The following is a 13,864-nucleotide window of genomic DNA, read 5'->3' as shown; positions in this document are numbered from 1 at the left end:
CCTCACAGACTGTAATCGGAGTTGTTCTATGGAGCTGTTTTCCGTTCTGGGACTGGCGGACGCCGCGGTACTGCTGGCCGTGCTTTCCCTGCTGGGCGCGCTGGTGCTTTCCCTGTTCAACCTGATCCGTCAGGGGAGGGGGCATTAGATGCTGGTCGACATCCTCATCTGGGGCGGCTACATCGCCCTGTTCATCTGGCTGTCCCGCAAGGGCAGCGGACACGACGTCATGGTTTCCGGGCGCGTGGGCTTCGGCATCCAGGCCTTTGCCTATGTGGCCACCTATATCTCCGCCGTGGCCCTGGTGGGCTTTGGCGGGCTGGCCTACACCTACGGCATGCAGATGCTGCTGGTGGCCGCTGGCAACGTCTGGCTGGGGACCTGGATCGTTTACCGTTATCTGGCCTGGCCCACCCGCCTCTGCCAGCGCAACCTGCAGGCCCGCACCCCGGTGCAGCTGCTGTCCAACGGGCACCGCAGCCCCCTGCTGGGGCGCTGCCTGGCCCTGATCTTCGCCGTGTTCCTGGGCGTCTATGCCTCGGCCGTCATCAAGGGGGCGGCCCTGCTGCTGGCCCAGATCATGCCCGTGCCCGTCTGGCTGCTGGTCTGGATCGTGGCCCTGCTGGTGGCGGCGGCCATCTATATGGGCGGCCTGCGCGGCGTGCTCTATACCGAAGCCATGCAGGGTTTCGTGATGCTGATGGGCATCTGCATGCTGACCGTGGCCGTGTTCGACAAGGTGGGCGGCCCGGTGCAGGGCATGGCCCGGCTGGCGGAGCTGGCCCCCACCGCAGCCGCCAATACCGGCTTCGTCTCGCTGGCCGACGGCGGGCAGGGCTGGTTCATCATCTCGCTGGTCATCGTGACCTCCGTGGCGGTCTGGGCCCAGCCCCAGATGATCCAGCGCCACTTCGCCCTCAATTCCGCCCGGCAGGTCAACCGCATCACGCCCCTGGCCATGCTGGTGCTGACCGTGCTGGTGGGCGGCGCTTACTATGTGGCCTGTCTGGCCCGCCTGTTCATGCCCGAAGTGGCCTCGCCCGACGACGTCATGCCCGCTCTGGTCAAAATGCTGCTGCCCGACATCGGCCTGCAGCTCTTCGTGCTGGCCATCGTCTCCGCCTCGCTGTCCACGGCCACGGCCATCTTCCATATCGCCGTGGCGGCCATCGCCGAGGACCTGCCCGGCCGCAAGACATCACGCGGCATGTGGATCGCGGGCATCGCCTTCTGCGTGCTGCTCAGCGGCGGCTGCGCCCAGATCAAGGGCCAGATCATCGCCATGCTCTGCACCACCAGCTGGAGCATCGTGGGCTCCACGGTGCTGGTGGCCTATGTGGCCCTGGTGCGCTTCGGCAAGCGCAGCAGCCTGGCCGCCTGGTGCAGCTGCGGCGCGGGCTTTGTCAGCTGTATGCTCTGGTATCTCATGACCCACCCGCAGTTCGCCATCCTGCCCATGCCGTGGCCCGAACTGGCCGCGGTGCCGCCCTTCTTCGTGGGCTTCGGCTTTTCTCTGGCCGGCTGGCTGGCGGGCTGGAGCCTGGACAGTGAAGGCCGCAAGAATTCCTCCTTCTGGCCTGCGGGCATGAAGCCCGGCATGTAACGAATACCGAACGCGGACCGGCGGCCCTGCATCGCGCAAGGCCGCCGTTTTTTGTCCGTCCGCCCGGTCGGGAACGCGTCACGCTCCATCCCGTCGGGGCCCGCAATTCCCGCCGCCGCAGCGGGCCCCGGTATCCACGATCCGCGAAGGACCGTCCCGCTCCCGGCCGCGTCAGCCCCTGCCGGAAACAGCTTCCGGCTGCCTGCTCCTGTGCCGGAGCTGGCCTCATACCACAAAAGAGACCTCCCGGCAGGAGTGTGCTTTCTGCCGGGAGGGCTTCTGTTTTGTGTGATCCGGCACCGCGCCCGGGGCAGGCGCAGGCCAGGTGATGCGTTTTTCGTCGCGCCGCACGGAACAGACGGCGTGAGGCCGATGGCCGTGCCCCGGCTCTCCTGCCGCCCTGCCGCGCGGGAAAGCGCCCAGGGCAGGAGCGGGACAGCCCCCGGGGCAGCGGCCTTCCCGGTCTAGAACAGGCCGGTCACCTGACCGGCTTCCAGATCCACGTCCACGTTGCGGAAGGCCGGACGGGAACCGGTGCCGGGCATGAGGCTGATGTCCCCGGCCACCGGCACCACCAGGCCCGCGCCGCCGTAGAATAGGCAGTCGCGCACATGCAGGCGCCAGCCCGTGGGCGCGCCCTTGAGGGCCGGATCGTCGGACAGGGAGTACTGGGTCTTGACCATGCAGATGCCCAGTTCCCCGGCGTCGGGACGGGCCTGCAGTTCCTTGATGCGCTGTTTGGCCAGCGGGGCGAAATCCACGCCGTCGGCGCCGTAGACTTCCCTGGCGATGGTCTCGATACGCTGCTCGAAGGGCATGGACCAGTCGTAGAGCGGCGCGAACTTGTTGGTCTCGTTGCAGGCATCCATGACGGCATCGGCCAGTTCCAGCGCGCCGTCGCCGCCCTTGAGCCAGTGTTCGGACAGGGCCACGCGCGCGCCGGCATCCTCGCAGATGCGGCGGATGGCGGCGATCTCGTTCTTGCTGTCCGTGGCGAAGGCATTGATGCAGACCACCGGGGCCACGCCGGAACGGCGCACGATGCCGATATGGCGCAGCAGGTTGACGCAACCGGCTTCCACCAGGCCCACGTCTTCGCGGGTGTAGGGTTCGGGCAGCGGACGACCGGGCATGGGCGGCTGCGCGCCGCCGTGGTTCTTGAGGGCGCGCACCGTGGCCACGATGACGGCGGCGTCAGGCTTGAGGCCGCTCATGTGGCACTTGACGTTCCAGAACTTTTCGTAGCCGATCTCGGAACCGAAGCCGGATTCCGTCACATGGATGTCGCTCAGCTTGAGAGCCACGCGGTCGGCGATGATGGAGCTCTGTCCCAGGGCGATGTTGCCGAAGGGGCCGGCGTGCACCAGCACGGGCTGGCCTTCGATGGTCTGGATCAGGTTGGGTTTGCTGGCTTCCAGCAGCCAGGCCATCATGGCGCCGTCCACTTCCAGATCGGCGGTGGTCACGGGATTGCCGGCACGGTCAAAGGCCAGCACCACGCGCGACAGGCGCTTGCGCAGATCGGGCAGGTCGCGGGCCAGGGAGATGATGGACATGATCTCCGAAGCGGCCGTGATGTCGAAACGCGAACGCATCATGAAGCCGTCGTTGCGGCGGCCGTCGCCTTCGATGCCGATGATGACGTTGCGCAGGGCCTGGCAGCAGAAGTCCATGGCCCAGCCCATGCCTACGCGGGTGGGGTCGATGTTGAGGCGGCGCATGCCGGACAGGCGTTCCAGCTTTTCGTCATCGTAGTTGCGTTCGTGCTGCATGCGCGAGGTCAGGGCCACCATAGCCAGGTTGTGGGCCGAGGTGATGGCGTGGATATCGCCAGTGAAATTCAGGGAATACGGGGTCAGCGGGATGCACTGGGCCAGACCGCCGCCCGCGGCGGAGCCCTTCATGCCCATGGTGGGACCGCCGGAAGGCTGGCGGATGGCGGCGGTGGTCTTCACGCCGCGCTTGGAGAGGCCCTGCACCAGACCGATGGTGGTGGTGGACTTGCCTTCGCCCAGGGGGGTCGGCGTTATGGCGGTCACGTCCACATACTTGCCGTCAGGCCGGTCAGCCAGACGACGCAGCACGGCCTGCTGCTCGATCTTGCCCATATAGTGTCCGTAGGGGGACAGCTCATCTTTCTCGAGCCCCAGCTCCGCAGCCAGGGTTTCCACAGTTTTCATAGATTTTTCAGCATCCTGGGCAATCTGCCAGTCAGGATGCCGGGTAGGATCAAGAGCCATGTCTTCTCCTTGGATTTTGTTTGCCTGTTACTTACTTGCTCCGGGGCAGTGGGTCAAGCGTACGGCGGCCCGCGGCTTGCCTTTGCGCGCCATCTGCCGCATGCTTCGGAGATGGACAAGAATCCGAGCTTTCGTCTGCGCTGCGTACGCGGCAGGCTGTTCCTGGAGCTGCGTCTGCTGCCGGCCGGGGATGACTGGCAGCTGCTGCTGACCGGCGGCGCTGCCCATATCGGCGCCGTGGTCCTGGCCGAGCCCGCCCGGGAAGGAAGCGGGACAGCCCCCCGCCCTCCGGCCGGAGTGCGCCTGCATGTGCTGCGCCGCACGGGCCATCGCGACGACGAGGCCGCGCTGCCGCTGGCCCGGGACTACTGCCGGGCCCTGGGGGCGACGGTCTGCGTCAGCGCGGGCATCCATTTTGACGATATCAGCCGTGAGGAGATCGACACGATCCTGGACATGGCCCGCACGCTGGGGGCCCGCGGTCTGCGCCGCCTTCGGCGGCAAGAGGAGAGCATGCATGCTGACAGTGAAGGATCTTGAGGAATTCGAAACCTATATGCGCTCCGGCGAACTGGAGGCCGATTTCAGGGACGGTTGCGAACACGATCGCTACTATCTGCTGGAACTGCTGGAAAAATTCATGGACGTGGCGGAACTGGCCGATGCGACGGCCACCAAGGTCATCTTCCGGGGCCAGATCGGCCTGCTGGCGGGCGCGAAGCCGCAGCAGGACGGGAAGGAGCCGGAGGGGCACGGAGGGAAGCTGGAGAGGTAACATCCCCGTCGCATCTCCCCGGAAAACCCGCCCTTTGGCCAGTGCCTCACGGTTTTCCTCCCGGGCCCTCCTGCCCCTCCTGCAACTGCCCTCCCCGCAAGCAGGGCCCGCGCTGCACCGTTGCGTATCAAAGCGCACCGGGAGGGAGGAAGGGCAAAGGACGGAGGGAGCCCAGCCGCTCCGGCGCGGAAGGCGACAGGCTTTTCGGGCATGGCCGCGGGCCTGCCTGTCCGCACGGGGACGTCGCGGGCAGGAACAACGCCCAGGAGAGCCTTGCCCCACCACCTGTTCCCGTCTCTTTTTACGCCAGCATGCCGGGCAGGGTCAGGACGTCGCGCATGGCCGCGCACAGGCGCTCCACGTCCTCGCGCGGGCTGACATAGGGCGGCATGACATAGACGAGGCGGTTGAAGGGGCGTATCCACACGCCCCGCTCCACGAAGAAGTCCTGCATGGCGGCCATGACCACCGGCCGGGTGGTCTCCACCACGCCGATACCGCCCAGCACGCGCACGTCGGCCACCTGCGGCAGTTCCCGGCAGGGGGCAAGGCCCGCTGCCAGGCTTGCTTCCAGCATGGCCACCTGTCCCTGCCAATGGCCTTCCGACAGGATGTCCAGACTGGCGCAGGCCACGGCACAGGCCAGGGCATTGCCCATGAAGGTGGGCCCGTGCATGAAGACCATGCCATCACGGCAAATGCCCTGCGCCACCTCCTCGGTGCAGGCCGTGGCGGCCAGCGTCATGACGCCGCCGGTCAGGGCCTTGCCGCAGCAGAGGATGTCCGGGCAGAGGCCGGCCCGTTCCGCGGCGAACAGGGTCCCGGTGCGGCCGAAGCCCGTGGCGATCTCGTCGAAGACCAGCAGGGCCCCGTGTTCCCGGCACAGGCGCGCCATGCCGCGCAGATAGTCGGGGTGGTAGAACCACATGCCGCCCGCGCCCTGCACCAGCGGTTCGAGGATGACGGCGGCGATGCGCTCGCCCTGCTCCGCGAAGATGCGCCGGGCATCGTCCAGACTGGCCGGATCGAAGGGGCGGTCGAAACGGCAGGAGGGCCGCTCCATGAAGATCTGGCGCGGCAGCATGTCCGTGAACAGGCAGTGCATGCCGGTCACGGGATCGCAGACCGACATGGCGCCGGTGGTGTCCCCGTGATAGCCGCCCCGGGGCGTCAGGAAGCAGGTGCGCTGCTTCTGCCCCACGCCCTGCTGGTATTGCAGGGCCATCTTGAGGGCCACTTCCACCGAGACGGAACCGGAATCCGCCAGAAAGACGCGCGCGAGCCCCCGGGGCAGCATGGCCAGCAGGCGCTCGCCCAGCTCCACGGCCGGGGCGTGGGTCAGACCGCCGAACATCACATGCGGCATCCGCCCGGCCTGCCGCTGGGCCGCCGCCACCAGGCGCGGATGGTTGTAGCCGTGGACGGCCGTCCACCACGAGGACATGCCGTCCACCAGTTCCCGGCCGTCGGCCAGGACGATGCGATTGTGGTGGCTGCGCGCCGCCGCGAAGACCGGCAGGGGATCCACGGCCGAGGTGTAGGGATGCCAGAGGATGCGCCTGTCGCGTTCGGGCAGGGGCTCCCGCGTTCGCGCCTGCGGCGCTTCGCCCCCGACGGCCGGAACATGCCGGGCCAGCGCGGGCAGCAGCCCGGCACAGGCGTCGGCCAGTTCCTGCCAGCCCGCCGCATCCAGACGGGGCACGCGCGGCAGCACCAACACCGGGGCATCCTCGCCCCAGGCGGCCAGACGACGGCGCAAAAATTGGGGATTGTCCTCCAGCACGCGCTCCCGTTCACGCCGGGCTTCCCCATCCAGACCTTCAGGCTCTTCCGGCGACATCAGGACCACCGCCGCCGGACGCAGGCCTTTCTGGCGCAGGGCCTGCAGGGAGAGCAGCACATGGTTGAGCGCGCCCAGACAGTTGCTGCCCACCAGCAGCACCGGCAGGTCCAGGGCAGCCATGAAGTCCAGCGTGTCTTCCTCCTCGTTGACGGGCACCGCCATGCCGCCAGCGCCTTCCACCAGCAGCAGGGAGGCCGCCGTACGCTGCCAGTGGGCCCGCACATCGGCCGCCAGCCCGTCGGCCGTCAGCCGCCGCCCTTCCTCCCCGGCCGCCAGATGCGGCGAGGCGGGCAGGCAGAAACAGTGCAGGGTGGCCGCCGCCTCCAGCGGCGAGGCGGGCAGGCAGAAACAGTGCAGGGTGGCCGCCGCCTCCAGCGGCGAGGCGGGCAGGCCGGCCACGGCACGGCCATAGATCACGCCGTCGGCCAGGGCCGAGGTCGCCAGCAGCTCCGGCCGCACGCCGGTCTGTACGGGCTTGACGGCCTGGGTCGCCACTCCGCTGCCGCGCAGGGCGCGCAGCAGGGCCGCCGTGAAGACGGTCTTGCCCACATCCGTGCCGGTACCGGTCACAAAAAAGCCCTGCAGGGCCCCCCGCCCTTCCCTTTCCGTGCCATGCATCACCTGTGCGCTCATGGCCGTGCCACCTCCAGTCCCGCGGCTTCGATCATGCGGATATCGTCTTCCACGCCCATGCCCTGCGTGGTCAGGTAATCGCCCGTCATCAGGGCATCGGCCCCGGCCCGGAAGATGTCGCCCTGACGCTCGCGCAGGGTCTCGGGCCGGCCACCGCAGATGCGCAGGCTGGCGTCGGGCAGGATGTGACGGAACAGGGCGATGATGCGCAGGGCCGCCTCCGGCTCCAGCAGGGGCTGGCCGGCCAGCGGCGTCTGCGGATGCGGGTGCAGGAAATTCAGGGGCACATGGCGCACGCCCAGGTCGCGCAGGCTGAAGGCGAAGGCTATCCGGTCCTCCCAGCTCTCGCCCAGGCCAAAGAGCCCCCCGGCGCAGAGCGAAAGGCCCGCCCCCTGCGCCCGGATGACGGTATCCCGCCGCTGGTCCCAGAGCTGGGTGGTGCAGATGCGGGGATAAAAGTCGCGCGATGTCTCCAGATTATGGTGATAGCGGCGGACACCGGCCGCGGCCAGCTCGCGCAGATGGGCCTCCGGCAGCCGCCCCAGCGAAGTACAGACCCGGCGGCGCACGTCCTCCGGCAGATCGCGCACCACCTGCAGCAGGCAGTGCAGCTCATGCTCTTCAAGGGCGCCGCCGCTGGTCACGATACCGATACGGCGTACGGGCCAGGCCGCCAGACGCAGGATGCGCTCCCGCAGGGCCCCGGCCTCCAGAAAAGGGAAGTGGGCGATGGGCGTCCGGTTGTGCCGGCTCTGGGAACAGAAACGGCAGTCCATGCCGCAGTTGCCGCTGCGGGCATTGATGATGGCGCACAGGCTGACGCTGCGGCCATGACGGCGCTCGCGCAGGGCATCGGCGCTGTCCAGCAGCCTTTCCAGCGGCGCGTCCAGCAGCGGGGCCGCCCCGGCAGGCGTGGCAGGTACGGGACAAAGAGGATGGCTCATAGGGATTCGGTCCTTGTGGGATGGTTGGCGGCGCGAGCGGGCCGGGAGCCTGCTCCGCCCCGTGGCCGGGGACGCCCGGCGCCTGTCTGACGGCATTTTTTCCCGCAGCAGGCGTCCGGCGCACGGCGGAAAAGAAAAACCCGCCGGGCGGCGGGTGTTTGTGCTATTGGGCCTTGCGACGCTTTTCCCACAGCTTCATGTCTTTCATCTTGCGACGGCGTTCGCGCTGCAGTGCCTTGCACACCAGGGGCGTGTCCTTCTTGAAGCCCCACTTTTCGCGGTAGGCAGCGGCATCCATACCATGCATGGCCAGGTGGCGCTTGGTCAGGATCTTGAAGGTCTTGCCGCATTCAAGACACGTGACGGACTTTTCCTTGATGGACTTGCGCGCATCCTGCTGCATGTCGGCGGAATCCAGTTCCACAGGCAGTTCGCCCTCGGCGACGGTACGGATACCGGCAGCCACTTTCTGGATAAACGACGTGATCTCTTCTTCCGACATGACGCGCACGCTGGCCTGCGCCCTGGCGATCTCCAGTGCTTCCTTCAGATAATCATCCATAGTGTACCTCATGCGTGATTCTTGCAGCAGCGATATTCCATCGCTCTGTGCTGCACTCTTTTCAAGAACTTTTTTACTGGGTACAATAGTCAACAGGCTTCGTCAATAATGAAGGAACGTGAAACCGCATATTTTTCGCAAGGATGGATCAACGCCAGTCCATACGGTCATAGGGAGAGACCGTTCCCCAGAAGATCTCGTCCAGATAACGCCACTGCAACGCGCCGAGACTGTTCGCCCGCGTCATGCCGGAAGCCGGTATGCTGACGGGTCCCGCAGCAAACGCTTCCCGCGCCCGCTGCTCAAAAGCGGCAATATAATCCGCACGGCCTAGAGGCAGTGCCGTTATGGACGTAATATCATCCGGCAGGGGTTCGCGGTATTCCAGCACGATCTTGTCATTGTCGAAATTGAAGCGGTTGGCGAACATGCGCGCCAGCCAGCGGCGGGGCGGGGTCCCGTCCTGGGCGAGGATGCGCGCGCCTTCGGGGTCTTCCAGGGGCAGGAAGGCGTCACGCTTGGCACTGACCACATAGGTGCAGGCCTGGAAACCAAGATCGCCGATGGTCTCCACGCCTTCGTCGATGCTGAAGGGCTGGCGCATGATGCCGTCCCAGTACCAGCCGTTGGGCACTTCGCCATGGGCCACGATGGCCAGCGGCGATGCGCCGTCGCCCTTGCCGTAAACAGTGATCCAGCTGTCGATGGGCAGCCCGCCCAGGGCACCGGAACTGGTCAGGCGCGACGTGCCGGCCACACTGCCCATCAGGGGCAGGTCGCGGGCCTTGAGGGCCACGGCGGGCTGGGAGGACGAGACATAGGTATCGCCCACCAGACCGCGCTGCTGTCCGGCCGTGCACGCGGCCAGCATGACGAGCAGACAAAGGATACTTGCCATACGCATGTTCATAAAGGACCTCCTCCTGTCCGCGAGGACAGGCAAACCTGCGGGTGCCCCGCAGTCCGAAAAGCCGCCGGCCGTGCCGGCTACAGGCCTTTTTTCTTCAGTTTTTCGATAAGGGTCGTACGCTTGATGCCCAGCAGCTCGGCCGCCTGGTTCTTGACGCCGTCCGTCCGTCGCAGGGCCTCCCCGATGAGGCGCATCTCCACGGCATCCAGAAATTCTTTCAGGCCCATGCGCTGCGCCTCCAGGGTCTGGAGATCGGGCCAGGCGAAGGCGGCGGGCATGGCGGCAGCACCTGTCCCGGCCTGGGCTCCGCCGGCCGGAGCGGCCTGCGACATGGGGGCATAGTCTTCCACTTCCGGCAAAGAAGCAATATCCCCCACACTCTGGAGCAGGCGCGCGGGCAGATCGTCCAGTGCGACCAGATGCCCGTCCACGAGCACGCTCAGGCGCTCCATGATGTTTTCCAGTTCGCGCACGTTGCCCGGCCAGGCATAGGCCAGCAGCACCCGCTGCACGGCGGGAGCGAGCTCCAGCGGCGGGCGTTCCTTCTTGCGGCAGAAGCGGTCCAGAAAATGCCGGGCCAGCAGGAGCACGTCCTGCCCCCGCTCGCGCAGGGGCGGCAGATGGATGGGGATGACGTTGAGACGGTAGAACAGATCCTCGCGGAAGGTCCCGGCGGCCACGGCCGCTTCCAGATCACGGTTGGTGGCGGCCACGATGCGCACGTCCACCTTGCGGCAGCCCGTGCCGCCCACGCGCTCTATCTCCTTTTCCTGCAGCACGCGCAGGATCTTGACCTGCAGGCCGGGCTCCATCTCGCCGATCTCGTCCAGGAAGATGGTACCGCCGTCGGCCAGTTCGAAACGGCCGGGACGCGAACGCAGGGCATGCGTGAAGGCCCCCTTCTCGTGGCCGAAGAGCTCGCTTTCCAGCAGGTCGTGCGGGATGGCGCCGCAGTTGACGGGCACGAAGGGCTTGTCGGCCCTGGGGCTGGCGGCGTGCAGGGCGCGCACCAGCAGCTCCTTGCCTGTTCCCGATTCCCCGGTTACAAGCACGGTGCTGTCCGTGGGCGCGACCTTGCCCAGGATCTTGAACACACCGGCAAGGCTGGCGCTTTGCCCGATGATTCCGTTGCTATTGAGCTCCATGGACACTCTCCACGTTCAGGCCTTTAGACTGTCAATACACTGACACGTCACCAATTTCCAGCAAAAAAACAGGGATGCAACCGCCTCCCCCAGTACGCCCCATGAAAACGTCCCCTGCCGCCGCCCTGCCCCGTCCCTGTCCCGATCTCCCCCCCGTGCCGGTGGATGCCGTGCGCATCGCGCTGGACAAGGCCCTGGAAATAAAGGGCAGCGCCGTCCTGAGCGCCCCTCCCGGGGCCGGCAAGAGCAGCCGCGTGCCCCTGTGGCTGCTGGCAGCGCCGTGGCTGGCGGGCAAAAAGATCCTGCTGCTGGAGCCGCGCCGCGTGGCCGCCCGTGCCCTGGCCCGCTATGCCGCCCGCCTGCTGGGCGAGGATGTGGGACAGACCGTGGGCTACCGCATGCGGCAGGAAAGCGCGATCTCGGCCCGGACCCGGCTGGAGATCATCACCGAAGGCGTCCTGACCCGCCGACTGCTGGCCGATCCCGAGCTGCCGGACGTGGGCTGCGTCATCTTCGACGAATTCCACGAGCGTTCCCTGCAGGCCGACATGGGACTGGCCCTGTGTCTGGAGAGCCGGGCCGTGCTGCGGCCCGACCTGCGCCTGCTGGTCATGTCCGCCACCCTGGACGGCCGGCAGGTGGCCGGACTTTTGGGAGACGCACCCGTCATCGCCTGCGAGGGACGGCAGTTCCCCGTGGAGGAATGCTACCTGCCCCTGCCTGCCGCCGCCGCGCACAGCGGTCCCCAGGCCCTGTGGCCGCATATGGCCGACGTCATCGCCGCCCTCATGCGTCAGGAATCCGGCAGTCTGCTGGCCTTCCTGCCCGGCGCGGGCGAGATCCGCCGTGTGGCCGGGCTGCTGGAGGGCCGTCTGCCCGCGGACACCAGCCTGCACTCCCTGTACGGCATGCTCTCCCCGCAGGAACAGGACGCGGCCATCGCGCCGGCGGCACCGGGCAGGCGCAAGGTGGTGCTGGCCACGGCCATCGCCGAGACATCCCTGACCATCGAAGGCATCCGTCTGGTGGTGGATGCCGGCCTGTCCCGCGAGAGCCGTTTCGACCCGGCCAGCGGCCTGTCCCGTCTGGAGACCGTGCGCGTCTCGCTGGCCGGTGCCCGGCAGAGGGCCGGGCGCGCCGGACGACTGGAGCCGGGCATCTGCTGCCGCCTGTGGCAGCAGGCCGAAGAACACGGTTTCCGGCCCCGGCAGCGGCCGGAGATCCTGGACGCCGATCTGGCGTCCTTCTGTCTGCAGCTGGCCGTCTGGGGCGCACGCAGGCCCGGGGAGCTGTCCTGGCTGGACCTGCCGCCCCAGGCCCATCTGGCCGTGGCCCGGGAACAGCTGGCCGGACTGGGAGCCATCGAGGCGGGAACGGACGAACTGCGCCCCACGGCGCTGGGGCGACGGCTGGCGGCGCTGCCCCTGGCCCCGCGCCTGGCCTGCCTGCTGCTGCGCGCTGGCGAACGGGGCTACGGCCCGCTGGCCGCCTGTCTGGCCGCCCTGCTGGACGATCGCGATCCCCTGCCTCTGGCCGACGCCTCACTGACGGCACGCATGGAGCGCCTCTGCGCTCCCGGCGGCAGCGGCGGCGTGTTCCCCCGCCTGCGCCAATGGGCGGAACGCATGGCGCGGCTGGCGGGCCTGAAAGCAGACGAAGACCGCCCCGGCAGCGCGCTGGAGCAGGACAGCCTGCTGCGCGCGGCCCGGCAGCAGCTGCCGCATCTGGGTGAAGCCGTGGCCCTGGCCTTTCCCGAACGCCTGGCCCTGCGCAACGGCGAGAACAACGGCATGGCCCAGTATCTCCTGCGCAACGGCAAGGCCGCCATCCTGCCTCTGACGGACGGCCTGGCCCGGCATGAACTGCTGGCCGTGGCGGCCGTGGATGCCGGTACACGCGGACGCATCCGCCTGGCCGCGCCCCTGGAGCGGGACGCGCTGGAAGAGCTTTTCCGGTCGCAGATCACGACCACGGAAACCATGAACGTCAGCCCGGAGGGCCAGATCTGCGCCCGCCGCCAGCGCCGTCTGGACGCCCTGCTGCTGGACGAGACCCCCCTGCCCCGTCCCGATGCCGACCAGTGCGCCCTGGCCCTGTGCGCCTGCATCCGCCGTCAGGGCCTGCGCCTCCTGCCCTGGACGGAAGATCTGCACCAGTGGCTGGCCCGCGTCCGCCTGCTGCGCCGGACATGGGGCGAGCCCTGGCCCGACCTGTCCGAAGACCGGCTGCTGGAGGAGCTGGAAAACTGGCTGGCTCCCCACCTCGGCGACTGCACCGACCTGCGCCAGTGGCCCCCTGCCCGGCTGGCCGACGCCCTGCACGGCCTGCTGGCCCATCCCCTGCCGCGGCAGCTGGAGCGGCTGGCCCCCAGCCACTGGCGCGCGCCTTCGGGACGTCTGCACGCCATCGTCTATGACGGCGAAGGCGGCCCCTTCGTGGCCGCCAAGCTGCAGGAATTCTTCGGCTGTGAGGATACGCCCATGCTCGCCGGCGGGCGCGTGCCCCTGACCCTGCACCTGCTCTCGCCCGCTGGCCGTCCGCTGCAGATCACGCGCGACCTCGGCCACTTCTGGCGCAACGGCTACCCGCAGGTGCGCGCCGAGATGCGCGGCCGCTATCCCCGCCACCCCTGGCCCGACGATCCGCTGACCGCCGAGGCCACGGCCCGCACCAAGCGCCAGCTGGCCCGCGGCAAATAAATCGTTTTTGGGGGAGGGGGGAACCTCTTTGACCAGTGCATGAAGGGATCCCACCTCCCCAAGCCCTTCCCTGAACGCGCGTTATCCGGGAGCATGGAGGCCGCGGACGGACAAGGGCATCCCTCCGCCCACAGTCCCCCGACACAGCGTCCAAAAGACAACGGCAAAAAAACGTGCGTCCGCAAACCACGGCGCTGCAAAACGTGTCTGCTTCAACAGTCAAGGAAGCGCGACCGCCCGTGCGTCCGCATCAAAAGGCCCCCGGTCGCCCCGGGAGCGCACCCCGCCTGCGCGCAGCAGCGTCTCCTGCCGGGGCCTCCTCCGACCGCAGCGCTTCCGGGGAGACCGGCCTGCAAAAACATCCCTGCACCACCTCCATCATGCCACCGGGGGGGACCGGCAACGACGGCTGCCCGACGCATCCTGAGGCCCTGTCCAGCGATCAGAAAAGCGTTTTTGGGGAGGATGGGGGAGTTTGGGGGAAGGCCCTTTTCCCCGCCAGAAAAAGGA

Annotated in this window: 10 protein-coding genes; 4 read left to right on the top strand and 6 right to left on the bottom strand. The window is 68.0% G+C overall.

All coding sequences use genetic code 11. The features are described 5' to 3' along the window. The first annotated feature begins 148 nt into the window (after positions 1–148). A complete protein-coding gene (locus Q1X76_RS02110) occupies positions 149–1,603 on the top strand; it encodes a sodium:solute symporter family protein (protein WP_300717758.1) in 1,455 nt (484 codons plus the stop codon). Positions 1,604–2,067: 464 nt separating this feature from the next. Here Q1X76_RS02110 and Q1X76_RS02105 read toward each other — a convergent pair whose 3' ends face one another. Continuing rightward, positions 2,068–3,843, bottom strand: a complete 1,776-nt coding sequence (locus tag Q1X76_RS02105; protein WP_300717757.1) for a formate--tetrahydrofolate ligase — start codon at positions 3,841–3,843, stop codon at positions 2,068–2,070. Between the two features lie 111 nt (positions 3,844–3,954). Here Q1X76_RS02105 and Q1X76_RS02100 point away from each other — a divergent pair, with 111 nt between their 5' ends. Continuing rightward, positions 3,955–4,383, top strand: coding sequence for a hypothetical protein (locus tag Q1X76_RS02100; protein ID WP_300717755.1), 429 nt, complete (start codon positions 3,955–3,957; stop codon positions 4,381–4,383). After that, positions 4,361–4,618 carry a hypothetical protein gene (locus Q1X76_RS02095; RefSeq protein WP_300717753.1) on the top strand — a complete coding sequence of 86 codons (258 nt, stop codon included), beginning with the start codon at positions 4,361–4,363 and terminating at the stop codon, positions 4,616–4,618. Before Q1X76_RS02100 ends, Q1X76_RS02095 begins: the two co-directional genes overlap by 23 nt. 301 nt (positions 4,619–4,919) lie before the next feature. Here Q1X76_RS02095 and bioA read toward each other — a convergent pair whose 3' ends face one another. The 5 genes from bioA to Q1X76_RS02070 all read right to left on the bottom strand — a co-directional run bounded on the left by bioA (position 4,920) and on the right by Q1X76_RS02070 (position 10,655). Next, positions 4,920–7,094 (bottom strand): adenosylmethionine--8-amino-7-oxononanoate transaminase, encoded by a 2,175-nt coding sequence (gene bioA / locus Q1X76_RS02090; RefSeq protein ID WP_300717752.1) that lies wholly within the window; start codon positions 7,092–7,094, stop codon positions 4,920–4,922. Then, complete coding sequence (gene bioB / locus Q1X76_RS02085; protein ID WP_300717750.1) at positions 7,091–8,038, bottom strand: biotin synthase BioB; 948 nt, start codon at positions 8,036–8,038, stop codon at positions 7,091–7,093. The genes bioA and bioB overlap by 4 nt, the downstream gene beginning before the upstream one ends. Positions 8,039–8,201: 163 nt before the next feature. Next, on the bottom strand, positions 8,202–8,600 hold the full coding sequence (locus Q1X76_RS02080; RefSeq protein ID WP_300717749.1) for a MucR family transcriptional regulator: 399 nt from the start codon (positions 8,598–8,600) through the stop codon (positions 8,202–8,204). Between the two features lie 148 nt (positions 8,601–8,748). Next, positions 8,749–9,510 (bottom strand): DUF4851 domain-containing protein, encoded by a 762-nt coding sequence (locus Q1X76_RS02075; protein ID WP_300717746.1) that lies wholly within the window; start codon positions 9,508–9,510, stop codon positions 8,749–8,751. 77 nt (positions 9,511–9,587) lie between these two features. Then, complete coding sequence (locus tag Q1X76_RS02070) at positions 9,588–10,655, bottom strand: sigma 54-interacting transcriptional regulator (protein ID WP_300717744.1); 1,068 nt, start codon at positions 10,653–10,655, stop codon at positions 9,588–9,590. 101 nt (positions 10,656–10,756) lie between these two features. On the opposite strand from Q1X76_RS02070, the gene hrpB reads away from it, so the two are divergent. Next, positions 10,757–13,354: an ATP-dependent helicase HrpB gene (hrpB, locus tag Q1X76_RS02065; protein ID WP_300717742.1), complete on the top strand. Its 2,598-nt coding sequence runs from the start codon at positions 10,757–10,759 to the stop codon at positions 13,352–13,354. Positions 13,355–13,864 lie beyond the last annotated feature (510 nt).

Origin of the sequence: uncultured Desulfovibrio sp., from assembly GCF_949282365.1 — a bacterium.
Taxonomy (GTDB): Bacteria; Desulfobacterota; Desulfovibrionia; order Desulfovibrionales; family Desulfovibrionaceae; genus Desulfovibrio.
This window is presented reverse-complemented; position numbering and strand designations above follow the sequence as displayed.